The following is a 23597-nucleotide window of genomic DNA, read 5'->3' on the forward strand; positions in this document are numbered from 1 at the left end:
CCTGTGGGCAGAGCACGACGTCGCGCAAGGGAGGGAGAGCACCGGCCGGTGCGCACGCAGCGCGAGCGTGTGCGGGCGGAACGCCAGCATGTGCAACTGGAGCGCCAGCGTGTGCAGGTGGAGCGCCAGCGTGTGCAGGTGGAGCGGGGTGGAGGAGGGCAGGATGCCGGCGTGCTGCAGGCCTGCCTGAACGGCGCCCGCCGTCCCGAGGACCACCCCGCCCTGCCGGTCACCCCGCCACGGCTGGCCGACGACGCCGTGGCGGTCCGCGCGGCCGGGGCCGGCGGCGTGCACCTGCACCCCAAGGACGCCGCGGGCGCCGACATGCTGGCCGACGCGGAGCTGGCCGCGGCGCTCACCGCGGTCCGAGCCCGGGCGCCCGGGCTGCCGGTGGGCGTCACCACCGGCGCCTGGGCGGTGCCCGACCCGGCGGCGCGGGTGGCCGCGGTGCGGTCCTGGACCGCGCTCCCCGACACCGCCTCGGTCAACTGGCACGAGGACGGCGCCGAGGAGGTCGCCGCGGCACTGCTGGACCGGGGCGTCGGCGTCGAGGCGGGGCTGTGGCACGCCGACGCGGTCCGCGCGTGGCGGGCCTCCCCGCTGCGCGACCGGTGCTGCCGGGTGCTCGTCGAGCTGCCCGACGGACCCGATGCGGCGGGCACCGAGGAGCTCGCCGCCAAGCTGCTGGTCACCATCGGCGCGGGCCCGGACGGGTGGACGCGCGACGGTGTCCCGGTGCAGCTGCACGGCGAGGGCAGCAGCACCTGGCCGGCGCTGCGCTGCGCACTGCGGTGGGGGCTGGGCGCCCGCATCGGTCTGGAGGACACCCTGGCGCTGCCCGACGGCAGCCCGGCGCCGGGCAACGCCGCGCTCGTCCTCGCGGCCCGGTCGCTGGGCGCGCGCTGAGCGCGCTCAGCCCAGCGGGTCGGTGGCGCCGTGGGGCCGGAGGCGGAGCTTGCGGGCGTCGCCGGTCGGCGTCGTGGCGCGCAGGGTGGCGAGGTGGTCGACGCCGGCCCGGACGAAGCGGCCCGACCACGCGTCGAGCTCGCCGGCGGCGATGGCCACCACCAGGTCGACGACGTCCTCGGGGCGGGTCCACTCGGTGCGGCCCTCGTGCATGGGCATGGCGCGGGTCATCGCGGTGTCGACGACGCCCGGCGCCAGGTCGAACGCCCGCACCCCGTGCGCCGCACCGGCCAGGTCGATCGACTCGGTGATCCGCATCTGCCCGGTCTTGCCGACCGAGTAGGCGCTGTAGTGCGGGTTCGCCCGCGTGCCGATGCCGCTGGCCAGGCCGACCACCCGCCCGCTGCCGGCCGCGACCATCCCGGGCAGGACGGCGCGGGCGAGCAGGAACGGCCCGCGCACCTGGCTCTCGACCACCGCCCACCACTGGTCGGGGTCGGCCTCCCACAGCGGCACCTCGGCGGCGTCGACCAGGCCGGCGTTGTTGACCAGCAGGCCGACGGGCCCCAGCACCCGGGTCACCTCGGCGACGGCGGCATCGACGGCCAGGGCGTCGGTGACGTCGGCGGCCACCGCGAGGGTGCGCGCGCCGGTGGCCGCGGCGACCTCGTCCATCGCCGTCCGCAGCCGGTCGGCGCCCCGGGCCACCCCCGCGACGGCGGCGCCATGCGCGGCCAGCCCCTCGGCGAGGTGCCGCCCGATGCCCGCGGAGGCGCCGGTGACGAGCGCGACGAGACCGCTCAGATCAGGCATCGCCGCTGCGCAGGGTGATGCCCTGCATCTCGACGACGGCCAGGATGCCCTCGCGCACGTGCGCGACGTCGGCGGCGGTGAGCGTCCGGTCCGGCGCCCGCAGCACCAGCGAGTACGCCAGCGAGCGGGACCCGGCCGGCACCGGCGGGCCGGACCAGACGTCGAACAGGCGCACCGACTCGAACAGCTCCCCCGCTCCCCCGCGCACCAGCGACTCGACGTGCGACGCGGTGATCTCGTCGGGCACGACGAAGGCGAGATCGAGGAAGACCGGCGGGAAGGTCGAGATCGGCGGCCCGACCGGCACGCCGGCGGCCGGCAGCGCGTCGACGTCGAGCTCCATCGCCGACGTGCGGGCCGGCAGGTCCAGCGCCGCGCACACCCGCGGGTGCAGCTCGCCGGCGTGCCCGACGACCCGGTCGTCCACCACCAGCTCCGCGCAGCGGCCGGGGTGCCAGGGCGCACACTCGTCGGGGCGCACGAACAGCTCGACGCCGGCGGCCGCGGCCACCAGCCGGGCGGCCTGCACGGCGTCGGCCCAGCCGGCCGGGCGGCCCGGGCCCCACCAGCCGCGCGGCTCGCGGTTGCCGGCCAGCGCGACGGCCACGTGCCAGGGCTGGTCGGGCACCGCGCCCAGCAGCGCAGCGAGGGTCTCCTCGTCGGGCCGGGCCTCGACACCCGGCAGCGGCGCGGGCCCGCGGACGCCGCCGGGGAACACCGAGCCGTGCTCGAACAGGGCGACGTCGCGCTGGCCGCGGGCGAGGTTGCGGGCGAGCGTGGCCAGCAGGCCGGGCAGCAGCGTCGTCCGCAGGCCCGGCTCCTCCTCGCTGAGCGGGTTGCGGACCACCAGCACCTGCCGGCGCGGGTCGTCGTCGGGCAGGCCGAGTGCGTCGAGGGCCGGCGTCCCGACGAAGGGGTAGGCGGGGGCCTCGACGTGGCCGGCCTCGGCCAGCGCCCGGCCGATCGCGCGGCGGCGGCGCTGGGTGTCGGTCAGGCCGCGCCCGGGCGGGGCGGTGGGCAGCACGGAGGGGACGTCGTCGTAGCCGGCGAGGCGGACGACCTCCTCGACGAGGTCGGCGGGGTCGGTGAGGTCGGGCCGCCAGGACGGCGGGGTGACCGCGAGCCCGCCCTGGTCATCCGCGGCGTCGACGGCGCAGCCGACGGCACGGAGCGCGTCGAGGACCTGCGCCGGCGAGTACTCGACACCGGCGACGCGGGCCGGCCGGTCGATGTGCAGCGGTATCGCCCGGCGGGGGCCGCGGGTGTCGACGTCCACGGGGGCGCCGACGACGCGGGCGCCGCCGTGCTCGGCCAGCAGCTGCGCGGCGCGGGCGAGCGCGGCGAGGGTCATCCCCGGGTCGACGCCGCGCTCGAAGCGCTTCGCGGCCTCACTCGGCAGCCGGTGCCGGCGGGCGGTGCGGGCCACCCCGGTCGGCTCCCAGTGCGCGGCCTCGAGCAGGACGCTCGTCGTGCCGTCGCCGATCTCGGTGGAGGCCCCGCCCATGACCGCGGCCAGCCCGATCGGGCCGGTGTCGTCGGTGATGAGCAGGTCGTCGGCGTCGAGCACCCGGGTGGCGCCGTCCAGGGTGGTCAGCCGCTCGCCCTCGCGCGCCCGGCGGACGACGATCGGGCCGTTCACGGCGTCGCGGTCGAAGGCGTGCATCGGCTGGCCGAGCTCGAGCATCACGTAGTTGGTGACGTCCACGGCCAGCGAGATGGTGCGGATCCCCGACTGCGCCAGCCGCCGGCGCATCCACCACGGGCTCGGCGCGGTGGGGTCCAGGCCCTCGAGCGCCACCATCGAGAACCGGTCGCAGCGGTCGGCGTCGGCGACCGTGACGTCCCAGGCCGGCTCGCCGGACCAGGCGGGCACCTCCGCCGTCCCCGGGTCGCGCCACCCCACGCCCAGGCCGGTGCCCATCTCGCGGGCGATGCCGCGCATCGCCAGGCAGTAGCCGCGGTCGGGAGTGACGGCGAGCTCGATGACGACGTCGTCGAGGCCCACCACGGGGCGGGCGTCGGCGCCGGGCTCCGGGCCCTCGCCTCCGGTGCCGAGCACGAGGATGCCGGTGTGGTCCTCGCCGATGCCGAGCTCGCGCGCGGAGCAGATCATCCCGTCGGAGACGTGGTCGTAGGTCGTGCGCGCGGCGATCTCGAAGCCGCCGGGCAGCACGGCGCCGGGCAGCGCGACGACGACGGTGTCGTCGACGGCGAAGTTGCTCGCCCCGCAGACGATGCCCCGCGGCCCCGCCTCGCCGACGTCCACCCGGCAGTACCGGATCGGCTTCTTGAAGCCGGTCAGCTCCTCGATCTCCCGCACCCGGCCGACGACCAGCGGGCCGGTGACCTCGGCCGGGCGGTGCACCTCCTCGACCTCCAGGCCGAGGCGGACGAAGGCGGCGTCGAGGTCCTCGACCGTCGTCCCGGCGGGGACGTCGACGTACTCGGCCAGCCAGCCGACGGGGACCCTCACTGGTCGACTCCAAAGGCTCGGGTGAAGCGGACGTCGCCCTCCACGATGTCGCGCATGTCGCCGACGGCGGAGCGGAACTGCAGCGCCCGCTCGATGCCGACGCCGAAGGCGAAGCCGCTGTACTCCTCCGGGTCGACGCCGCAGGCCACCAGCACCCGCGGGTTGACCATCCCGCAGCCGCCCCACTCGACCCAGCGCGGGCCGTCGCGGTGCTCGGGGAACCAGACGTCGAACTCCGCCGAGGGCTCGGTGAACGGGAAGTACGACGGCCGCCAGCGGGTGATCGCCTCCGGCCCGAACAGCGACCGGGCCAGGTGGTCCAGCGTGCCGCGCAGGTGGGCCATGGTCAGGCCGCGGTCGACGGCCAGACCCTCGACCTGGTGGAACACCGGGGTGTGCGTCGCGTCGAGCTCGTCGGTGCGGTACACCCGCCCGGGCGCGACCACGTAGACCGGCGGCCGGCGGGCCAGCAGCGTGCGCGCCTGCACCGGGCTGGTGTGCGTGCGCAGCACCAGACCGGAGTCCTCGGGAGCCACGAAGAGGGTGTCCATCATCGTGCGCGCCGGGTGGTCGGGCCGGATGTTGAGCGCGTCGAAGTTGAACCACTCGGCCTCGAGCTCGGGGCCGTCGGCGACCTCGTAGCCCATGCCGACGAACACGTCGGCGATGCGCTCCATGAGCGTGGTCAGCGGGTGGCGGGCGCCCCGCGGCGTGCGGTCCCAGGGCAGGGTGACGTCGACCCGCTCCTCGGCCAGCACCCGGGCGTCGCGCTGCGCCTCGAGCTCCGCGCGCCGCAGGTCGTGGGCCTCGGTGACGGCGACACGGGCGGCGTTGACCCGCTTCCCGGCGTCGGCGCGGGCGGCCGGCGGCAGCGCACCGAGCTCGCGGCGGGCCAGCGGCACGGGGGCGCGGTCACCGAGGTGGGCCGGGCGGACGGCGGCCAGCGCCTCGAGGTCGGCCGCCGTCGCGAAGGCCTCCCGGGCCGCGGCGACCGCCGCGTCGAGGGCCTCGGCGGAGAGGGCCGCGACCTGCTTGGGGTCGTAGGGGTCGTTGGCGCCGGACACGGGAGGCCATTCTGCCCGGCGCCCTCCGGGAGCCGCTGCCGGGTTTCGGCCGAGGCGTCCCTCCCCCGGTCGAGATCACGCGATCTCGCACGCGGGAGCCGCTCCTGGCGGACGAGATCGCGTGATCTCGACCGGGGGGAGGGGCTGCTCCCGCGACTGTCAGGATCGGCGGGACGGCGGGACGGTGCTCGGGAGGCGGACCGGATGGCGGTGCTGCTGGCGCTCGCGTCGGCCGTCGTCTACGGGATGGCCGACTTCTGCGGCGGGCTGGCCAGCCGGCGGGTGGCCACGGTCGCCGTCGTCTGCGTGTCGCAGGCCGCCGGGCTGGTCGTCCTCCTGCCGCTGCTGCCCGTCCTCGGCGGCGACCCGGCGCGGGCCGACCTCGGGTGGGGAGCGGCCGCCGGCACCGCCGGGGCCGCCGGACTGCTACTGTTCTACCGGGCGCTGGCCGCCGGGGTGATGAGCGTCGTGGCGCCGGTGACGGCGGTGTCGGCCGCGGCCCTGCCGGTGCTCGGCGGGCGGCTGCTCGGCGAGCGGATCGGCCCGCTCGCCGCGCTCGGCATCGTGCTGGCGCTGGCCGCGGTCGTGCTCGTCGCGGCCGACGGCGGGCTGTCCTCACTGCGCACCGCCCGGCTCGGCACGGTCGCCCCCGCGCTGGCCGCCGGCGTCGGCTTCGGCGCCTTCTTCGTGCTGCTCGACCGCACCGGCGGCGAGTCGGGGCTCGGCCCGCTCGTCGCCGCCCGCGTGGTGTCGGTGCTGCTGGTGGGCGGGCTCGCGCTGCTCGCCCGGCGGTCGCTGCGGGTGCCGCGCCCGGCGCTGCCGGTCGTGCTGCTGACGGGGATCGGCGACGTGACGGCCAACGCCCTGTTCCTCGTGGCCACCCAGGTCGGCGGTCAGCTCGCCGTCACCGGCGTGCTGGCCGCGCTGTACCCGGCGAGCACGGTGGTGCTCGCCCAGGTGGTGCTGCGCGAGCGGCTGTCCGGCACGCAGCGCGCCGGGTTGGCGGTGGCCGCGGCGGCGGTCGTCCTGATCGCCCTGCCGGCCTGAGCCCGGCGGGCTCCCCCTTCCGAGGGACCTGCGGCCGCTCCGGCACGTCTGCGGGCTCCTGCCTGCCGACAACCCCTGGGTGAGCCACTCCCCGGAGGCACGGATGCCCCTCGTCACCGACGTCCCGCTCGCCGACGCCCTGCGGGGCGTGCACAGCGTCTTCCAGCCGATCGTCGAGCTCGACACCGGGCGCGTGGTGGCCTACGAGGCGCTCGCCCGCGGCCCGGTCGGCCCGCTCGAGCGGCCCGACGCCCTCTTCGCCGCCGCCCGCGCCGCCGGCCGGCTGGCCGAGCTCGACGAGGCGTGCCGGGCCGCCGCCTTCCGCGGTGCGGTCGACGCCGCGCTCGTGGCGCCGCTGACGGTCTTCGTCAACGTCGAGCCCGAGGTGCTCGACACCGCGCCGCTGGCCGACCTGCTGGCCATCGCCGAGCGCGCCCCCGGCCACCTGCGGGTGGTCATGGAGATCACCGAGCGGGCCATCGCCGCGCGGCCGGCCGAGCTGCTGCGCACGGTCGAGCGGGTGCGCGAGCTGGGGTGGGCGATCGCCGTGGACGACGTCGGCGCGGAGTCGATGTCGCTAGCGTTCCTGCCCCTGCTGTGCCCCGACGTGGTCAAGCTCGACCTGCGCCTGGTGCAGGAGCGCCCCGGCCCGGCGGTCGCGGAGATCATGAACGCGGTCAACGCCTACGCCGAGCGCAGCGGCGCCGTCGTCCTGGCCGAGGGCATCGAGCACGAGGGCCACCTGGAGACCGCGCAGGGGCTGGGCGCCACCCTCGGGCAGGGGTGGCTGTTCGGCCGCCCCGCGCCCGGCCCGGTGGCCGGCCGGCCGGTGGGCGAGCTGGTGCTGCCCGGCGCCGGCCGGCCCAGCGGCGCCGTCGGGGAGGTCTCGCCCTTCGCGTGCCTGCCCGACCACGTGCCGCTGCGGCGCGCGCCCAAGGCGCTGCTCATCGAGCTGTCCAAGCAGCTGGAGCGGGAGGCCATGCGCCTGGGCGAGACCTGCGTCGTGGCCGCGACCTTCCAGGAGGCCCGCCACTTCACCGTCTCGACCACGCAGCGCTACCGCGACCTCGTCGAGCGCACCGGCTTCGTCTGCGCGCTCGGCGAGGACCTGCCGGTCGAGCCGCTGCCCGGCGTCCGCGGCGCGGCCCTGTCCCCGGAGGACCCGGTCCGCGGCGAGTGGGACGTCGCCGTCCTCTCCCCGCACTTCAGCGCCGCGCTGCTGGCCCGCGACCTCGGCGACGACGGCCCGGACATGGAGCGCACCTTCGAGTACGCGCTCACCTACGAGCGGACGACGGTGTCGCGGGCGGCGTCGTCGCTGCTGTCGCGGGTGGCGCCGCGCACCGGCCCGGCCCCCGCCGTCGCCGCCACCCCACCGGTCCCGTCGGCGCCCGCGAGCCGCCCGGCCGGCGGCCTGGCCGTGGGGACGACGAACGCCGAGGTGCTGCTGCGCCGCGCGCTGGAGGCCACGCCGAGCGGGGTGACCGTGGTCGACATGCGGCTGCCCGACCAGCCGATCGTCTACGCCAACCAGGCCTTCCGGGAGCTGGCCGGCCTGCCGTCGGAGGACATCCTCGGCCGCAACTGCCGGCTGCTGCAGAGCCCCGACACCGACCCGGGTGCGGTGGCCCGCATCCGCGCCGCGGTCGAGGCCGGGAGGCCCTGCCGGGAGACCGTGCTCAACCTGCGCGGCCCCGAGCGCACGCCGTGGTGGAACGAGCTGCACCTCGCGCCCGTGCACGACGCCGACGGCACCGTCGTCCAGTACATCGGCGTGCAGGTCGACGTCACCGCCCGGGTGGAGGCCGAGCGCGCCCTGGTGCGCGAGCGGGACCGCACGTCGGCCGCGCTGGCCCGCATCCAGGAGCTGGCCTACACCGACCCGCTCACCGGGCTGCCCAACCGGCGCCGGCTGGAGGAGCAGGTCGAGTCGGCGATCTGGGAGGCCCGCGCCCGCGGTGACGCGCTCGCCCTGCTGTTCGTCGATCTCGACGGGTTCAAGGAGGTCAACGACCGGCTCGGCCACGCCGCCGGTGACGAGCTGCTGCAGGTGGTCGCGCGGCGGCTGCGCGACCGCGTCCGCCGCCGCGACCTGGTGGCCCGCCTCGGCGGGGACGAGTTCCTCGTCGCCCTGCCCGACCTCTCCCCGGAGACGGCGGCGGCCGAGGCCGGGCGCGTGGCCGAGGAGCTGGCCGCCTCCATCCGCCGCCCGGTGTCGCTGCGCGGCACGGAGGTGGGCGTGGGCGCCAGCATCGGGGTGAGCGTCTGCCCGGCCGACGGCGACGCCTTCGCCGACCTGCTGCACGCCGCCGACCTGCGGATGTACGACCGCAAGGCCGAGCGCCCGGAGGTGGTCCGCGAGCCGGCGCGGGCGCCGGCTCCCTCCGTGCTCGGCTGACGGGGGCCCGCCCGGCGTGCAGCCGGGTCCACCCGGGGTAGGAGCGGGGGACGGCGCGGGGTGCGCCGTCCCCCGCTCGCGTCCCCGGAGGTGCGCCCGTGCCCGACGCCGACCCGTCCCCGCGGCGACGGCCGCCTGCGCCCCTCCTGGTCGCGGCGCTCGTCACGCTGCCCGGCGTCTACCTGGGTGCGGCGGCCTACCTGGGCCTGCCCGCGCCGGACCTGCCCCCTCCGCTGCAGGCGCTGCTCTACGGCACCGCGATCGTCGGCGCGGCCTTCCTGCTGTCGTGGGCCGCCGAGGCCGCGCAGGTCGACATCAGCGCCGGCCTGGCGCTGGCCCTGCTGGCACTGCTGGCGGTGCTGCCCGAGTACGCCGTCGACTTCGTCTTCACCTGGACCGCCGGGACGACGTTCGGCGACACCGGCTCGTGCACACCGCCCGGCGGCGGGGAGGACGCCTGCTCGCTGGCCCTGGCCAACATGACCGGCGCCAACCGGGTGCTCGTCGGCGTCGGCTGGCCGCTGGTCGTGCTGGTCGCTGCGGTCGCCGTCGCGCGCTCCCGCCGGTCGGGCTCGGGCGCTCCCGGCACGCGGCGCGGCGAGGTGCGGCTGGCGCCGGCCATGTCGCCGGAGGTCGTGTTCCTCGGCATCGCCACGCTGTACTCGCTGCACCTGCCGCTGCGCTCGAGCCTGACGATCGTGGACGCCGTGGTGCTGGTGACGGTCTTCGTGCTCTACGCCCGCCGGCTGGCCCAGGCGCCGGCCGAGGATCCAGACCTCATCGGCACCTCGCGGTGGCTGGGCGAGCAGCCGAGGCGACGGCGGCGCACCTGGGTGGCCGGGGTCTTCGCCGTCGCCGCGCTGGTCATCCTGCTCTCGGCCGAGCACTTCGCCGAGTCGCTGGTCGAGACCGGCACGACGCTCGGCTTCGACGAGTTCCTGCTCGTGCAGTGGGTGGCCCCGCTGGCCAGCGAGGCCCCGGAGCTCATCGTCGCGTGCCTCTACGCGTCGCGGCTGCGGGCCTCGGACTCCCTGGGCACGCTGCTGTCGAGCAAGGTCAACCAGTGGACGCTGCTGGTCGGCACCGTCCCGCTGGTCTTCGCGCTGAGCTCGACGTCGTTCTCCGGCCTGCCGCTGGACGCCCAGCAGCGCACCGAGCTGCTGCTCACCGCCGCGCAGTCGCTGTTCGCCGTCTCGCTGCTGGTCGGCCTGCGGCTGACCGCCTCCGGCGCGGCCACCCTGTTCGTGCTGTTCGCGGTGCAGTTCGTCGGCAGCATCCTGCTGCCGGCCGACGCCGACCGGGTGCTGGTGCTGGTCCTGTCGGGGGTCTACGTCGTCCTGGCGCTGCTGCGCTTCGCCCGGCACGCGCGCACCACCCGGCGGCTGGCCCGCGACGGCACGGTGACCTCCTTCGCCGAGCTCGAGGAGCGGGAGACCGCGGCCGCCTGAGCCCGCCTCAGGCCAGGCCGGCCGCTCGCCGGGCGGCCCGCTCGACCCGCTCGCGGTGGGCGGCCCGGTCGGCGTCGCCGTCACGGGTCAGGTTGCTGACCTCCCGGCGCAGCCCGGCCGCGCCGTCGAGGCCCTCCCGCAGCACGTCGGCGTGCCCGAGGTGCCGGCTCACCTCGGCGAGCACGTGCACCAGCAGGGTGTGCAGCGTCGGCCGGCGCCGCTCCTCCGGCCACCACGGCACCTCGCCGACGGCGTCCAGCGGGAGCGCCTCGACGGTGGCGTCGGCGTGCGCGGTGGCGCGGGCGTACAGCGCGAGGACGTCGGCGCGCGACTCCTCCGCGGTGGCCCACAGGTCGTCGTCGGGCCCGGCGTCCTCGTCGTCCCACGGCACGGGCCCGGGGATCGGCCGGCCCATGACGAAGCCGAGGTAGCCGCCCTCGATGCACGCCAGGTGCTTGACCAGCCCGAGCAGGTTGGTGCCGGTGGGGGTCAGGGGCCGGCGGACGTCGTACTCCGAGAGGCCCTCGAGCTTCCACAGCAGCGTCTCGCGGGCGGTGACCAGGGAGCCGTGCAGGGTCCTCTTGGCGGCGGCGTCGTCCACGCGGCCACCCTGCCAGCCGGTGCCGTCATCCCTGGGCGAGCTGGGTGGCGTAGAGGCAGATGGCGGCGGCCGCGGCGAGGTTGAGGCTCTCCGCCCGGCCGCGCATCGGGATCCGCACGCGGGCGTCGGCGGCGTCGGCGAGCTCCGCCGGCACCCCGCGGGCCTCGTTGCCGAACAGCCACAGCACCGGGCCGGCCAGGGTGTCCCCCAGCTCGTCGAGGGCGGTCTCGCCGCCGCCGTCGGCGGCCAGCACGCTCACCCCGCGTCCCCGCAGCCCGGCGAGCAGCGGTCCCAGGGGCGCGCTGCGGACGACGTCGACGTGGAACAGGCTGCCGGCGCTGGAGCGGACCGCCTTGCCGCCGTAGGGGTCGGCCGACCCGGCGCCGAAGACCACGGCGCCGGCTCCGCACGCGTCGGCGGTGCGCAGCACCGTGCCGGCGTTGCCCGGGTCGGCCAGCCCGGCCAGCGCGACGGCGAGCGCCGGCGGGGCGTCGACCAGCCGCCCGGCGGGGACGTCGCGGAGCGCGCAGACGGCGACCAGGCCCTGCGGCGTCACCGTCTCCGACAGCCCGGCGGCGGCCCGCTCGGTGACCAGCCGGACGGGCACCGGGGAGGCGGCCAGCAGGTCGGCGTGCGCCGCGGCGGCGGCCTCGGTGGCGAAGACCTCGCGGACGGTGTCGGGTGCGGTCGCCAGCGCCTCGGAGACCGCCTGGCGGCCCTCGGCGAGGAAGGCGCCGGCAGCGTCCCGGCCGGCCCGACGGGTCAGCTTGCGCGCGGCGGCCACCCGGCCCGACCGCTCGGTCAGCAGCTCGCCCACGTCGTCGTCCCCTCCCCGTCCCCGGCCGCGAGATCTGCACAGTGGTGCCCTTCAGGGCCCGGGAGGGCACCACTGTGCAGATCTCGCCGGTGGTCGGGCCCCACAGACGCCGACGCCGCCGGTGCCGGTCCCTGCGGACCGGTCACCGACGGCGTCGGGGAGGAGTGCTTACGCGGCCTGCTCGCCGCCGGCCGGGGCCGCGGCGACGGCGGCGCGGGCGGTCTCCACGAGCGCGGCGAAGGCGGCCGGCTCGTTGACCGCGAGCTCGGCGAGCACGCGGCGGTCGAGCTCGATGCCGGCCAGCTTCAGGCCTTGCATGAACCGGTTGTAGGTCATGTCGTTCTGCCGGGCCGCGGCGTTGATGCGGGTGATCCACAGCTTGCGGAAGTCACCCTTGCGCACCTTGCGGTCGCGGTAGTTGTAGGTGGCCGAGTGGAGGATCTGCTCCTTGGCCTTGCGGTACAGGCGCGAACGCTGACCGCGGTACCCGCTGGCGGCCTCGAGGGTCGTCCGGCGCTTCTTCTGGGCGTTGACCGCCCGCTTCACGCGTGCCACGTGAAGACTCCTCTCTGTTCGGGGAGGCGGGGGCTCAGATGCCCAGCAGCTTCTTGAGGGTCTTGGTGTCGGCCGGGGACAGGACCTGGTCCTGGTCGAGCCGGCGCTTGCGCCGCGAGGACTTGTGCTCGAACTTGTGCTGGTTGTTGGCCTGCTCGCGCATGAGCTTGCCGCTGCCCGTCACGCGCACCCGCTTGGCGGTGCCCTTGTGGGTCTTCTGCTTCGGCATGTCCTCGTCGTCCTGTTCGTCTGTCGTCGCGCGGGCGCGCCGTGCGGCAGCACGCTGCTGCCGCACGGCACCGTCCGTCCGTGGTGGTGCGGTCCTCGGCCCTGCAGGAGGGCCGTCAGGCCGTCGGGGCGGCGCCCTCGGCGGCCCGGTCGGCCTTCGCCTGACGGCGGGCGCCGTCGGTCGCGGCCTGGTTCCGGTGCGGGGCGATCACCATGACCATGTTGCGGCCGTCCTGCTTGGGGTTGGACTCGACGACGCCCAGTTCCTGGACGTCGGCGGCCAGCCGCTGCAGCAGGCGGTAGCCCATCTCCGGGCGCGACTGCTCGCGGCCGCGGAACATCACGGTGATCTTGACCTTGTCGCCGCCCTTGAGGAAGCGCTCGACGTGGCCCTTCTTGGTCTCGTAGTCGTGCGGGTCGATCTTCAGGCGCAGCCGCATCTCCTTGATGACGGTGAGCGCCTGGTTCCGCCGGGCCTCGCGGGCCTTCTGGGCGGACTCGTACTTGAACTTCCCGTAGTCCATCAGCTTGACGACCGGCGGCCGGGCCATGGGCGCGACCTCGACGAGGTCCAGCTCGGAGTCCTGCGCCAGTCGCAGCGCCTCGCCGATCGGCACGATGCCGACCTGCTCGCCCTCCGGACCGACCAGGCGGACCTCGGGGACGCGGATACGGTCGTTGATACGGGGCTCGGTGATGGCCTCTCCTCTGCTCATCGCGGGAGGAGTCGCGCCCGACCGGGCACCGGGACGACGCGGGCCCCGTGAGCAGATGCTCACAGGGCCCGTTCGCCGGTGCGGCACGGACCCGCGGGGGGTCGTGCCCGTCGCGACAACACCGGCCGGGGCGGGCCGGGCTCTCGCGATCCGGGACCTGGGCGCCTCGACGGCACCAGGTGGGAGCGGGCTCCTCTTGGTCAGCGGCCCGGGGCGGGGCCGCTGGGTGGTGGTTCGCGCGCCTCGTGTAGCGGGGAGGCTCGCCCATGCTACAGCGCCCGCCGGCCCGCGGTCATTCCCCCTGCGCCGGCTCCGCCCCGAGCGCCAGCGAGGGGTGGGGGGCAGGCGGCCTCCCCGCAGGGGCCCGCTGCGGGCTCGCGAGCAGTGGGGGGCGGGGAGGTCCTCGTTTCAGTCCCAGAGCAGGGGCCCGGTCGCCGGGCTGGGGTGGGCGGCGCGGTGGGCCGCCAGCAGCGCCCGCAGCCCCTCGACGGCGTCCGCGGCGCGCTCGCCGTCGAGGGCCTGCACCGCCATGACGGTGACCTCGTCGCCGTTGGTGAGCTCCAGGCTCGCCCAGGACGCCGAGCGGTCGAAGCGCACGGCCCGGACGGCGTCCCACGGCAGCTCGTGCCGGCCCAGCACGTTGCGCACCCGGACCCCGGCGGCGTCGGCGTCGACCCGCGCCCGGCCGAGGAACAGCACGCCGGCGCCGACGAACACCCCGAGACCGAGCATCGCGGCCTGGTCGGCGGGACCGAAGGCGACCACCCCGGTCGAGGACGACGTCAGCAGCGCCGCGACGACGGCCATGGCCACCACGACCGTGGCGGCGGCGAGGGCGCAGACGAGCCGCATCCGGCGCGGGACGGCGGTGACGCGGTCGGGGGCGGCGGGCGCTGTCGGCACCCCCCCATGGTCCCAGCCGGGCGGCTGGCAGAGTGCCGGGTGTGGAGGTCACCGGACACGCGCAGCGGGCGGCCTGGCAGGAGCGGACGCTGCCCCCGGTCGAGCGGGTGCGGCCGGGGCTGTGGTCGGTCCCGGTGTCGATGCCCGGTCCGCTGCGCTGGGTCAACGCCTACGTGCTCGAGCTCGCCGGCGGCGGCCTCGGCCTCGTCGACACCGGGTGGGACGCCGACGACAGCTGGGACGCCCTCCGCGCCGGCCTGACCGCGATCGGCGGGGACGTCGCCGACGTCCGCGGCGTCCTCGTCACCCACATGCACATGGACCACGTCGGGCTGGCGGGCCGGGTCCGGGAGGCCTCCGGGGCGTGGGTGGCGATGCACCCGGCCGACGTGTCGGCGATGGCCGCGATGCTCGACCGCTCCCCCGAGGCGTCCACCGAGACCGAGGTCGCCTTCCTCGTCGGCCTCGGTGCGCCCGAGGAGGACGCCCGTACGGACGCCGGGACCCCCGAGGAGCGGGTGCACTGGCGGCGGCTGGCCCGGCCCGACCGGCTGCTCGAGGACGGCGACCGCGCGGACCTGCCCGGCTGGTCGCTGCGTGCGGTGCACACCCCCGGCCACACCGCCGGGCACCTGTGCTTCGCCGACGAGGACACCGGCCTGTTCTTCGCCGGTGACCACGTGCTGCCCCGGATCAGCCCGAACATCTCCACCCACCCCGGCGCGGGCGACCCGCTGCACGACTACCTCGGGTCGCTCGAGGCGGTCGCCGGACGGGAGGCGGCCGAGGTGCTGCCCGGCCACGAGTGGCGCTTCCGGGGGCTGGCCGAGCGGACCCGCGAGCTGCGCGCGCACCACGAGCGCCGGCTGGCCGAGCTGCTGGCCGCCGTCCGGGGGCACCCGGGCAGCACGCCGTGGGACCTCGCCGGGCACCTGACCTGGTCGCGGCCGTGGTCGGACTACGAGCGGCGGATGCGGATCTTCGCCGTCACCGAGACCGACGCCCACCTGCGGCTGCTGGCCAGCCGCGGGCTCGTCGTCGGCGACGGCGGCCCGGTGCCGGCCTGGACGGCGGCGCAGCTCCGCTGAACGCGGACCACGACTAGCCTGGGATCTCCGCAGGCCACGGCATCTCGAAGCGACGGGAGCGCCACGGCCGCTCCCTCCGAGGTGCCCGTGCGCCAGGACGCCCCCTCCCTGCCCCTGGCCGACGAACTGTCGGTCGTCTTCGCCCGCATGTCGGGTCTGCTGCTGTCCGAGGAGACCGTGGCGACCGCACTGGGCCTGATCGGCTCGCTGGCGCTGGAGGTCGTCCCGGGCGCCGACGGTGCCGGGGTGTCGATCGTCGACGACGCCGGACGGCGCTCGTCGGGGTCGACCGACCCGCGGGTCGAGCGCGCCGACGCGCTGCAGTACCAGCTCGACGAGGGGCCGTGCCTGGCCGCGGCCGCCGATCGCACGCTGGTGCGCGCCGACGACCTGGGTGCCGACCCCCGCTGGCCGAGCTGGGCGGCGGCGGCCGTCGGCCTCGGGCTGCGGTCCTCGATGAGTGCTCCCATGGTGGCCGGGGACCGCACCCTCGGTGCCCTCAAGGTGTACGGCCACCGGCCCGGGGCCTTCACCGCCCACGACGCCTCGCTGCTCCTCCTGTTCGCGGCCCAGGCGGCGCTGCTGGTCACCCACGTGACCACCCGGGAGGCGGCGCGGCGGGCCAGCGCCGAGCTGCGCCGGGCGGTGTCCTCCCGCGACGTGGTGAACACGGCGAAGGGCGTGCTGATGGCGCGGCACGGGGTCGGCGAGGAGACCGCGCTGGCCATGCTGCTGTCCCGGTCCGGCGGGGAGTCGGGGTCGCTGCGGCAGGCGGCACGGTCGGTGGTCGACTCCGCCGTCCGCCGGCGCCGGTGACGGCCACGCCCGAGCAGGTGCCCGCCGACGCCCGGCGGGCCCGGCTGCGCGCCGCGTTCGGCCACGCCGACCTGACCCCCGAGCAGCTGTGGACCCGCTACTTCGGCCTGGGCGGGAACGCCGACCTGATCGACGTGGAGGCGCACCTCGAGGGGCTGGTGGAGCTGCCCGACGTCGACGGCGACCTGCTGGCCGTGGCCGTCAACGAGCGCCTCGACGAGCTCCGCGCAGCCTGGCGGGTGCCGTACTCGCGGCCGCTGCGCCCGCCCCGCCCCGCCACCGGCCCGCTCGCCGCGCTGCTGCAGCTGCTCGAGGCCGCCCGCACCGCCGCACCGGAACAGGTGGTCCCCCTCGCGGCGGAGGCCGGCCGGGCCCTCGGCGTCGAGATCGCCGTGCACGTCGTGGACCACGAGCAGCGCCGGCTGGTGCGGCTCGCCGACGACGGCTCGCCGCCCGCCGAGCCGGTCACCGTGGAGGGCACGCTGCCCGGGCGCGTCTTCCGGACCGGTCAGCTCCTGCCGTCGGAGGCCGGGGGCCTGCCCCGCCTGTGGGTACCGCTGCTCGACGGCGCCGACCGGATCGGTGTCCTGGAGGCGCGGGTGGCCGCGGCCCGGGACCTGGAGGACCCCGGTCTGCGCGAGCAGTGCTCGTGGCTGGCCTCGATGGTCGCGCACCTGCTCGTCTCCACGAGCACCCACGGTGACGCGCTGGAGCGCGCCCGGCGCGGCCGCCCGCGGACGCCGTCGGCCGAGCTGGTCTGGCAGCAGCTGCCGCCGCTCACCGCCGCGATGCACGACTTCGTCCTGGCCGGCCTCCTCGAGCCCAGCAGTGACGTGGGCGGCGACGCCTTCGACTACGCCCTGGCCGAGGACACCGTGTCGATGACCGTCCTCGACGCCATGGGGCACGGGCTGGGTGCCGGACTGATGGCCGCCGCGGCCCTCGCCGCCGCCCGCAGCGCCCGGCGGGACGGGCACGGCATCCACGACCAGGCCTGCGCCGTCGACGAGGTCATCGCCGGCACCTTCTCCGGCAGCGCCTTCGTCACCGGGGTGCTGGCGGAGCTCGACGTCACCTCCGGGCGCCTGCGCTACGTCCGGGCCGGGCACCCCCCGCCGCTGCTGCTGCGCGCCGGGCGGGTGGTCAAGCAGCTGGACGGCGGGCTGCGGGTGCCCTTCGGCCTGGAGACGGCGGGGGTCGCCGTGGCCGAGGAGGTGCTCGAACCCGGGGACTGGCTGGCGCTCTACACCGACGGCATCACCGAGGCGCGCGACGCCGGCGGGCGCTGGTTCGGCGAGGAACGCCTGGTCGAGTTCCTGACCCGGGCGGCCGCGGACGGACAGCCGCCGCCGGAGACCGTCCGCCGGCTCGTGCACGCCGTCCTCGAGCACCAGGGCGGGCTGCTGCAGGACGACGCCAGCGTGCTGCTCGCCTGCTGGGCCGCCCGCTGAGCGCACCTGTCCGCACCCGCCCCGGCCGCACCGCCCGCCGTCCCGGAACGACGCCCCCCGTCGGGTCACGCTCCGACGTCACACTGCGGCGTCACACGGTGGCAACGCCGGCGCGACACCATGGGGGACGTGACCTCCTCCCCCACCGCCCCCGACACGGCGCCCGCCGCCGGGCCCGCGGGCCCGGCGCCGCTGGCCGGCTACACGGTGGCCGTGACCGCCGCCCGGCGGCGCGAGGAGCTCGGCGCGCTCCTCGACCGCCGCGGCGCGCGGGTGGTGTACGCCCCCGCGATCCGGATCGTGCCGCTGGCCGACGACGCCGAGCTGGTCGCCGCGACGGAGGCGGTGCTCACCGCGCCGGTCGACCTCGTCGTCGCCACCACCGGCGTGGGGTTCCGCGGGTGGCTGGAGGCCGCCGAGGCCTGGGACCTGCCGCTGGTCGAGCACCTGCGCCCCGCCCGGGTGCTCGCCCGCGGGCCCAAGGCGCGCGGCGCCATCCGCGGCGGCGGGCTGGTCGACGCGTGGTCGCCGCCGTCGGAGTCCTCGGCCGAGGTGCTCGAGCACCTGCTGTCGGGGGCCGAGGGACCGCTGGCCGGGCGCCGCATCGCCGTCCAGCTGCACGGCGACCCGCTGCCGGACCTCGTCGCCGGGCTGCGCGCCGCCGGCGCGGAGGTGCTGACCGTGCCGGTCTACCGCTGGGTGCCGCCCGAGGACGTCGCCCCGCTGCGCCGGCTGGTCGGCTCGGTCGCGGCCGGGACGGTCGACGCCGTGACCTTCACCAGCGCGCCCGCCGCGGCCAGCCTGCTGGACACGGCCGACGCGATGGGGCTGCGCGACGAGGTCCTCGCCGCGCTCCGCGGCCCGGTGCTGGCGGTGGCCGTCGGCGCGACGACCGCCGGCCCGCTGACCGCGGCCGCGGTGCCGACCGTGCAGCCCGAGCGCTCCCGCCTGGGGGCGCTGGCCCGCGAGGTGGTGGCCCGCCTGCCCGAGCGCGACCCGGTGCTGCGGGTGGGCGGGGCGGACCTGCAGGTCCGTGGGCACGCCGCAGTGCTCGACGGCCGGCTGGTGGAGCTGCCGCCGGGGCCGATGGCGGTGCTGCGGGCGCTGGCCGTGCGTCCGGGGGCCGTCGTCGCCAAGGCCGACCTGGTGCGCGGGCTGCCCGGCGCGGGTGACGGCCACGCCGTGGAGATGGCGGTGACCCGGCTGCGTGCCGCGCTCGGACCCGGCCTGGTGGAGACCGTCGTCAAGCGCGGCTACCGCCTGGCGGTCTGACGACGGGACCGGGACCCCGGCTCCGCGGGCCGGTACGGCTCGCGGCGAGGGTTCGGCCAAGGCCCCTGTGACGCCGCCCTCCGCCGTGATCACCGCCGGGTGGCTGCTCCCGTCGGCGTGCCGGGCAGCCACCCGCCGGTGATCAACCGGGGAGGGCGACGGAGCGAGGGTCAGACGCCGGCGGTGCGGGACGCCGGCCGCAGGTACACCGCCCAGGTGACGACGACGCAGACGGCGTAGAAGGCGATGAACGCCAGGTAGGCGCCGTCGCCGCTGCCGGTGGTGAGGAACGACTGCCGGAAGGCCAGGTTCACCAGCACCCCGCCGAAGGCGCCGACCGCGCCGGCGATGCCGATGAGCGCGCCTGACAGGCGCAGCGCGTGCCGGTCCGCGGCGGCCGGGTCGCCGGCCGCCTGCCGCGCCCGGGTGCGGGAGATCGCCGGGATCATCTTGTAGGTCGACCCGTTGCCGATGCCGCTGAGCACGAACAGCAGCACGAAGCCGACGACGAACAGCGGCAGCGACCCGGCCCGGCTGGCGGTGAGCACCACCGCGGCGCCGCCGGCCATCGCCACGAAGGTCCAGCAGGTGATGCGCGCGCCGCCGTACCGGTCGGCCAGCGAGCCGCCGAGCGGGCGGACGAGGCTGCCCAGCAGCGGGCCCAGCCAGGTCAGCGACGCCGCGGCCAGCGGGGTGGCGAAGGAGTGCGCGAACTGGTTCTGCAGCACCTGGCCGAAGGCGAACCCGAAGCCGATGAACGAGCCGAAGGTGCCGATGTAGAGGAACGACACGACCCAGGTGTGCGGCTCGCGGGTGGCCTCGCGCAGAGCCCGCGGCTGGTTGCGCGCCGTCGACAGGTTGTCCATGAGCAGCGCCGCGCCGACGGCGGCCACGACGACCAGCGGGATGTACAGGACCAGCACGACCCGTGGGTGCTCGACCCCGGCGGTGGCCAGCACGAGCAGTCCGACGAGCTGGACGACGGGGACGCCGAGGTTGCCGCCGCCGGCGTTGAGCCCCAGCGCCCAGCCCTTGAGCCGGTCGGGGTAGAAGGCGTTGATGTTGGCCATGGAGCTGGCGAAGTTGCCGCCGCCGACCCCGGCCAGGCAGCTGACGACCAGCAGCGTCGTGTAGTCGACGCCGGGCTCCAGGACGACCGCGGTGGCGATCGTGGGCACCAGCAGCAGCGCGGCGCTGACGATCGTCCAGTTGCGCCCGCCGAACCTCGCGACGGCGAAGGTGTACGGCAGCCGGACGAACGCGCCGAGAGCCGTCGGCAGCGTGGTGAGCAGGAACTTCCCGGCCGGGTCGATGCCGTAGACGGCCTCGGGGAGGAAGAGCACGAGGACCGACCACAGGCTCCAGATGGAGAAGCCGACGTGCTCGGAGAAGACGGAGAAGAACAGGTTGCGGCGGGCGACCGGCTTGCCCGTGGACTCCCAGAAGGCGGGGTCCTCCGGGCGCCAGTCGTCGATCCAGCGCCCGCCGCGCGGCGGGGCGGGCGGCGCCGCGGGGACGGCGGTCGAGGACGTGCGGGTGGGAGCGGCCATGACCAGGGAGGCTCGCGGACGAGCGTTTCCCCGCCGTCGCCGTCGGGCTGTCCTCCTGTTCCGTTGTGCTCACCGGCGCTGCCCCGCAGTGGTGAGGGCGCCGGCCGCGGGCCGACGCCGGGCGCCCGGAGCGGCGATGATCGCTGTCGTGGACCACGTGGATCAGGCACCGGGGCGCGCGCTGGTCGAGTCCGGCGAGCTGGTGGCCGGGTCGATGGCACGGACGGCCGCTGGGCTGCTGTTCGAGCCCGACGGGTCGCGGGTACGGCTGGACCCGCGGCTGGCCGAGTGGCTGCGTCGGACGGCGACGGCGGCCGACGTCGACCGGCCCACACCCGTGTCGAGCCGCGCGCGCTGCCGGGCGGGCGCCGCGCTGGCGTTCGCCGCCGAGCTGTCGGTGACCCGCGCCGCGGCCGGGCGGGCGGTGCGCACCGACGGCTTCCTCTCCCCCGGCCCCGGCGACCGCGCGCGGGCCGACGAGGTCGCCGAGGCCGTCGTCCTCACCGCGCGGGCCACGGTCGAGGAGTGGCGGGTGCGGCACCTGGGCTACCTGCTCGCCGAGGCCGCCGTCTCCCCCGACCTGGACGCCGCCGTCGTCTCCCGGGGGCTCCGGCTGGCCGCGGACCTGACCGGGCGGCAGTGGGTGCTGCTGGCCGCCGTCGGCCGGCGCGAGCGGGTCCCGCTGCCGATGACGCCGGTGCCGCGGGACCCGCGCGGCTGGACGGCGTGGGGCGCGGTCGAGGACCTCGGCGACCTGCAGCGCCGCGGCCTGCTCGACCCGCCGCCGGCGACGCCCCGCCCGGGCGGGGCGGCGCTGCCCCGGCTGCGCCCGGCCGACCTGCGCCTGACCCGCCGCGGCGTGCTCGTGCACCGGCTGCTGGCGCTGGACTTCGTCCGCGACGAGGCGGTCGCCGCCGCCCTGGCCGACCTGGCCTGAACCCCCACGTGCGGTCTCCGGATCCCCTCCACCGGCGCCGGAGCAGTGCCACCATGCCGTCGTGCCCGGCTCCGCTGCCGACCGGCTGGCCCGCCTCGCCGACGGCTACCTGGTCACCCAGCTGCTGCACGTCGCCGTCGCGCTGGGGGTCCCCGACGCGCTGGCCGGCGGCCCCCGGGACGCCGGCGACCTGGCGCGGGAGCTCGGCGCGGTCCCCGGGCCGCTGCACCGGGTGCTGCGCGGGCTGGCCGCCGACGACGTGCTCGCCGAGACCGGGGACGGCCGGTTCGCCCTGACCGACACCGGCCGGCTGCTGTGCGCGGGCGTGCCGGGCTCACTGCGCGACTGGGTGGCCATGCGCGGCCGGCTCTACTACGACGCGGCCGCCGGGCTGCTCGCGGCGGTGCGTGACGGCGGCACCCCGTTCGAGGCGGTGCACGGCCGGCCGTTCTTCGCGCACCTGTCGGCCGAGCCCGCCCGGCTGGCCACGTTCCAGGCGGCCATGGCCGACCGGTCGGCGCGGGAGGCCGGCGCGGTCGTGGCCGCCTACGACACCGGCGGGTTCGCCTCGGTGGTGGACGTCGGCGGCGGCCGCGGCACGCTGCTGCGCGCCGTCCGCGAGCGGGTGCCCGGCGCCGACGTCGTCCTGTTCGACCTGCCCGAGGTCGTGGGCGGCAGCGACCTGCCGGCCGTGGGCGGCGACTTCTTCGCCGAGGTGCCCGCAGGCGCCGACGCCTACCTGCTGTCCCGGGTGCTGCACGACTGGGACGACGGGGACGCGCTGCGCGTGCTGCGCACCTGCCGGGTGGCGATGCGCCCGCACTCGGTGCTGCTCGTCGTCGAGGCCGTGCTGCCCGAGCGGGCCGCCGACGACGCCGCCGCGGTGCGCATGGACCTGCACATGCTCCTGCTGCTGGGCGGCTGCGAGCGCACCGCAGCCGGCTACGGCCGGCTGTTCGCCGACGCGGGGCTGCGGCTCACCCGCGACGTCCCGACCGACGCCGGCGTGCACGTGCTCGAGGCCCGCCCCGTCTGAGCCTCCCTCTCGGGTCGCGGCATCATCGCCGGTGTGGAGGAGGCGACCAGCGGTGCGGACGGCGGCACCCGGGTGCCCGTCACCTACGACCACTGCGAGCACGTGACGGGGCCGTTCTTCCACGGGACGAGGGCCGACCTCGCCGTGGGCGACGAGCTGGTCCCCGGTCGCGGCTCGAACTTCCAGGCCGGCCGGGTGATGAACCACGTCTACTTCACGACGCTGGTGGAGACGGCGGCCTGGGGCGCGGAGCTGGCGACGGCGTTGGCCGGGACCGGGGAGCGGGGGCGCATCTACGTCGTGGAGCCCCTGGGGCCCTTCGAGGACGACCCGAACGTGACCGACAAGCGGTTCCCCGGCAACCCCACGCGGTCCTACCGCACGCGCTCCCCGCTGCGCGTCGTCGGCGAGCTACACGAGTGGCAGGGGCACGCCCCCGAGGCGATCGAGGGGATGCTGGCCGGCCTCGCGCGGCTGCGCGAGCAGGGCCTCGACGTCATCGAGGACTGAGACCCGTCCTGCAGATCAGGTGCACCGCCACCCGTGTCCATGAGGGGAGCCTCCGGGACTGCGGTCCCGGAGGAGCGACCGTGGCGCACGCCCAGGCACTCCACGGCGGCTGACGGACAGGACGTCCCGGCATCACCAGGAGCTGAGGAACACCTCTGGTGCGCTCAGGTCACTCCTGCCGGACAGGAGTGACCTGATGGCGGATGCGAGCAACAATCCAGCCATGCGCAGCTCGACTGCCGAGGGGGACCCCCGGCGTCGGTGGAAGCGGTCGCGCGAGGCCGCTTGATGCAGCGCCTGGACACCGGATCCGCCCACAGGAGGTGAGATTCCGAGTGAGGAACAAGAAGGACGAGGAACGGGAATCAGCGATCAGGGACGCGCTCCTGGACCTGCTCGTGATGCAGGACACGATCCGGTGACAGGGCCCGGCGTTCGCCTTGGCCGCGCAGTCGTTCCTGCTGGTGATAGCACTCGGACGGGACAGCACACTCTTCACACGATTCCTGGCAACTCTCCTCGGCATCGTGATCTCCTACGCTGCATACAACCTCGTGGTGCGGAAGTCTCGCCAGGTGGACCGCATCAGGGAGGAGCTCGAGAAGCTGGGCATGGGAAGTGTGGTCGCTCGCCTCCCCTACGACGAGAGCAGCGATCCGACGCGGTCCGGCTCGTGCCGCTATGCGCCCTCCAACATGCCCGCATCACGCGTGTGGAGAGGAGTGCTCGGGTTCGTCATCTTCGTCGACGTCGTTCTCCTGGGCATCGTGGCATGGGACTGGATGATGGCGTCGGTCGATTGGTCCTCGCTGTTCACCTCGGCGCGATCTGCGCCCTGAGCAGGACAACCGGGCCTGAGCCGGATCACATGTCCCTGACCGACCGCTCAGGGACAGCCGGCCGACTCGCGACGAAGGCGGCCTCAGGGACGACTGCCGGGCCGCCCCGCTCCCCGCTGGTGCCGCTGT

General features: G+C 76.5%; 22 protein-coding genes. 12 read left to right on the forward strand and 10 right to left on the reverse strand.

Going from position 1 to position 23597, the window contains the following annotated elements; translation table 11 throughout:
* Positions 1-171 precede the first annotated feature (171 nt).
* On the forward strand, positions 172-906 hold the full coding sequence (locus tag ACWIZO_RS22310) for a 3-keto-5-aminohexanoate cleavage protein (RefSeq protein ID WP_448639794.1): 735 nt from the start codon (positions 172-174) through the stop codon (positions 904-906).
* 6 nt (positions 907-912) lie between these two features.
* On the opposite strand, the gene ACWIZO_RS22315 is transcribed toward ACWIZO_RS22310, so the two are convergent.
* From ACWIZO_RS22315 to pheS, 3 genes are read right to left on the reverse strand one after another with little or no spacing between them, the layout of a single operon-like run.
* The gene (locus ACWIZO_RS22315) at positions 913-1719 is read right to left on the reverse strand and encodes an SDR family NAD(P)-dependent oxidoreductase (protein WP_448639795.1); all 807 of its coding nucleotides are present in this window, start codon (positions 1717-1719) and stop codon (positions 913-915) included.
* Positions 1712-4192: a phenylalanine--tRNA ligase subunit beta gene (pheT, locus tag ACWIZO_RS22320; protein ID WP_448639796.1), complete on the reverse strand. Its 2481-nt coding sequence runs from the start codon at positions 4190-4192 to the stop codon at positions 1712-1714. The genes ACWIZO_RS22315 and pheT overlap by 8 nt, the downstream gene beginning before the upstream one ends.
* A complete protein-coding gene (gene pheS, locus ACWIZO_RS22325) occupies positions 4189-5256 on the reverse strand; it encodes a phenylalanine--tRNA ligase subunit alpha (RefSeq protein WP_448639797.1) in 1068 nt (355 codons plus the stop codon). Before pheS ends, pheT begins: the two co-directional genes overlap by 4 nt.
* Before the next feature lie 204 nt (positions 5257-5460).
* On the opposite strand from pheS, the gene ACWIZO_RS22330 reads away from it, so the two are divergent.
* From ACWIZO_RS22330 to ACWIZO_RS22340, 3 genes are all read left to right on the forward strand, one after another.
* Positions 5461-6303 (forward strand): EamA family transporter, encoded by an 843-nt coding sequence (locus ACWIZO_RS22330; protein WP_448639798.1) that lies wholly within the window; start codon positions 5461-5463, stop codon positions 6301-6303.
* A gap of 103 nt (positions 6304-6406) precedes the next feature.
* A complete protein-coding gene (locus tag ACWIZO_RS22335) occupies positions 6407-8701 on the forward strand; it encodes a diguanylate cyclase domain-containing protein (RefSeq protein WP_448639799.1) in 2295 nt (764 codons plus the stop codon).
* Between the two features lie 98 nt (positions 8702-8799).
* Positions 8800-10149, forward strand: a complete 1350-nt coding sequence (locus tag ACWIZO_RS22340; protein WP_448639800.1) for a sodium/calcium exchanger protein — start codon at positions 8800-8802, stop codon at positions 10147-10149.
* Positions 10150-10156: 7 nt separating this feature from the next.
* Here ACWIZO_RS22340 and ACWIZO_RS22345 read toward each other — a convergent pair whose 3' ends face one another.
* The 6 genes from ACWIZO_RS22345 to ACWIZO_RS22370 form a co-directional block, all read right to left on the reverse strand.
* Positions 10157-10750 carry a DinB family protein gene (locus tag ACWIZO_RS22345; protein ID WP_448639801.1) on the reverse strand — a complete coding sequence of 198 codons (594 nt, stop codon included), beginning with the start codon at positions 10748-10750 and terminating at the stop codon, positions 10157-10159.
* 25 nt (positions 10751-10775) lie between these two features.
* Positions 10776-11567, reverse strand: a complete 792-nt coding sequence (locus ACWIZO_RS22350; RefSeq protein WP_448639802.1) for a TrmH family RNA methyltransferase — start codon at positions 11565-11567, stop codon at positions 10776-10778.
* A 168-nt stretch (positions 11568-11735) separates the two neighbouring features.
* Positions 11736-12122 (reverse strand): 50S ribosomal protein L20, encoded by a 387-nt coding sequence (rplT, locus tag ACWIZO_RS22355; RefSeq protein WP_093579784.1) that lies wholly within the window; start codon positions 12120-12122, stop codon positions 11736-11738.
* A 34-nt stretch (positions 12123-12156) separates the two neighbouring features.
* Complete coding sequence (gene rpmI, locus ACWIZO_RS22360; protein ID WP_448639803.1) at positions 12157-12351, reverse strand: 50S ribosomal protein L35; 195 nt, start codon at positions 12349-12351, stop codon at positions 12157-12159.
* Between the two features lie 115 nt (positions 12352-12466).
* Positions 12467-13066 carry a translation initiation factor IF-3 gene (infC, locus tag ACWIZO_RS22365; protein ID WP_448639804.1) on the reverse strand — a complete coding sequence of 200 codons (600 nt, stop codon included), beginning with the start codon at positions 13064-13066 and terminating at the stop codon, positions 12467-12469.
* 408 nt (positions 13067-13474) lie between these two features.
* Complete coding sequence (locus ACWIZO_RS22370) at positions 13475-13969, reverse strand: PH domain-containing protein (protein ID WP_448639805.1); 495 nt, start codon at positions 13967-13969, stop codon at positions 13475-13477.
* A gap of 41 nt (positions 13970-14010) precedes the next feature.
* Here ACWIZO_RS22370 and ACWIZO_RS22375 point away from each other — a divergent pair, with 41 nt between their 5' ends.
* From ACWIZO_RS22375 to ACWIZO_RS22390, 4 genes are all read left to right on the forward strand, one after another.
* On the forward strand, positions 14011-15057 hold the full coding sequence (locus ACWIZO_RS22375; protein WP_448639806.1) for an MBL fold metallo-hydrolase: 1047 nt from the start codon (positions 14011-14013) through the stop codon (positions 15055-15057).
* A gap of 87 nt (positions 15058-15144) precedes the next feature.
* Positions 15145-15873 carry a GAF and ANTAR domain-containing protein gene (locus tag ACWIZO_RS22380; RefSeq protein WP_448639807.1) on the forward strand — a complete coding sequence of 243 codons (729 nt, stop codon included), beginning with the start codon at positions 15145-15147 and terminating at the stop codon, positions 15871-15873.
* Entirely contained in the window at positions 15870-17324 is a 1455-nt protein-coding gene (locus tag ACWIZO_RS22385) for a PP2C family protein-serine/threonine phosphatase (RefSeq protein WP_448639808.1), read from the forward strand. Before ACWIZO_RS22380 ends, ACWIZO_RS22385 begins: the two co-directional genes overlap by 4 nt.
* Positions 17325-17453: 129 nt before the next feature.
* Positions 17454-18596: a uroporphyrinogen-III synthase gene (locus ACWIZO_RS22390; RefSeq protein ID WP_448639809.1), complete on the forward strand. Its 1143-nt coding sequence runs from the start codon at positions 17454-17456 to the stop codon at positions 18594-18596.
* Between the two features lie 170 nt (positions 18597-18766).
* Here ACWIZO_RS22390 and ACWIZO_RS22395 read toward each other — a convergent pair whose 3' ends face one another.
* Positions 18767-20146 carry an MFS transporter gene (locus ACWIZO_RS22395; protein WP_448639810.1) on the reverse strand — a complete coding sequence of 460 codons (1380 nt, stop codon included), beginning with the start codon at positions 20144-20146 and terminating at the stop codon, positions 18767-18769.
* A 136-nt stretch (positions 20147-20282) separates the two neighbouring features.
* On the opposite strand from ACWIZO_RS22395, the gene ACWIZO_RS22400 reads away from it, so the two are divergent.
* The 4 genes from ACWIZO_RS22400 to ACWIZO_RS22415 all read left to right on the forward strand — a co-directional run bounded on the left by ACWIZO_RS22400 (position 20283) and on the right by ACWIZO_RS22415 (position 23468).
* The gene (locus ACWIZO_RS22400; protein WP_448639811.1) at positions 20283-21083 is read left to right on the forward strand and encodes a hypothetical protein; all 801 of its coding nucleotides are present in this window, start codon (positions 20283-20285) and stop codon (positions 21081-21083) included.
* Positions 21084-21144: 61 nt separating this feature from the next.
* Positions 21145-22119: a methyltransferase gene (locus ACWIZO_RS22405; RefSeq protein WP_448639812.1), complete on the forward strand. Its 975-nt coding sequence runs from the start codon at positions 21145-21147 to the stop codon at positions 22117-22119.
* Positions 22120-22191: 72 nt separating this feature from the next.
* Complete coding sequence (gene arr, locus ACWIZO_RS22410) at positions 22192-22629, forward strand: NAD(+)--rifampin ADP-ribosyltransferase (RefSeq protein WP_448642992.1); 438 nt, start codon at positions 22192-22194, stop codon at positions 22627-22629.
* Between the two features lie 527 nt (positions 22630-23156).
* Complete coding sequence (locus ACWIZO_RS22415; protein ID WP_448639813.1) at positions 23157-23468, forward strand: hypothetical protein; 312 nt, start codon at positions 23157-23159, stop codon at positions 23466-23468.
* Positions 23469-23597: the final 129 nt, after the last annotated feature.

It is taken from the genome of Geodermatophilus sp. URMC 63, assembly GCF_053502565.1.

Bases quoted from the DNA above. Each gene is read 5' to 3' on its own strand.
- ACWIZO_RS22315 (WP_448639795.1), bottom strand. From the start codon at position 1,719: ATGCCTGATCTGAGCGGTCTCGTCGCGCTCGTCACCGGCGCCTCCGCG.
- ACWIZO_RS22330 (WP_448639798.1), top strand. From the start codon at position 5,461: ATGGCGGTGCTGCTGGCGCTCGCGTCGGCCGTCGTCTACGGGATGGCC.
- ACWIZO_RS22335 (WP_448639799.1), top strand. From the start codon at position 6,407: ATGCCCCTCGTCACCGACGTCCCGCTCGCCGACGCCCTGCGGGGCGTG.
- rpmI (WP_448639803.1), bottom strand. From the start codon at position 12,351: ATGCCGAAGCAGAAGACCCACAAGGGCACCGCCAAGCGGGTGCGCGTG.
- infC (WP_448639804.1), bottom strand. From the start codon at position 13,066: ATGAGCAGAGGAGAGGCCATCACCGAGCCCCGTATCAACGACCGTATC.
- ACWIZO_RS22395 (WP_448639810.1), bottom strand. From the start codon at position 20,146: ATGGCCGCTCCCACCCGCACGTCCTCGACCGCCGTCCCCGCGGCGCCG.
- ACWIZO_RS22400 (WP_448639811.1), top strand. From the start codon at position 20,283: ATGATCGCTGTCGTGGACCACGTGGATCAGGCACCGGGGCGCGCGCTG.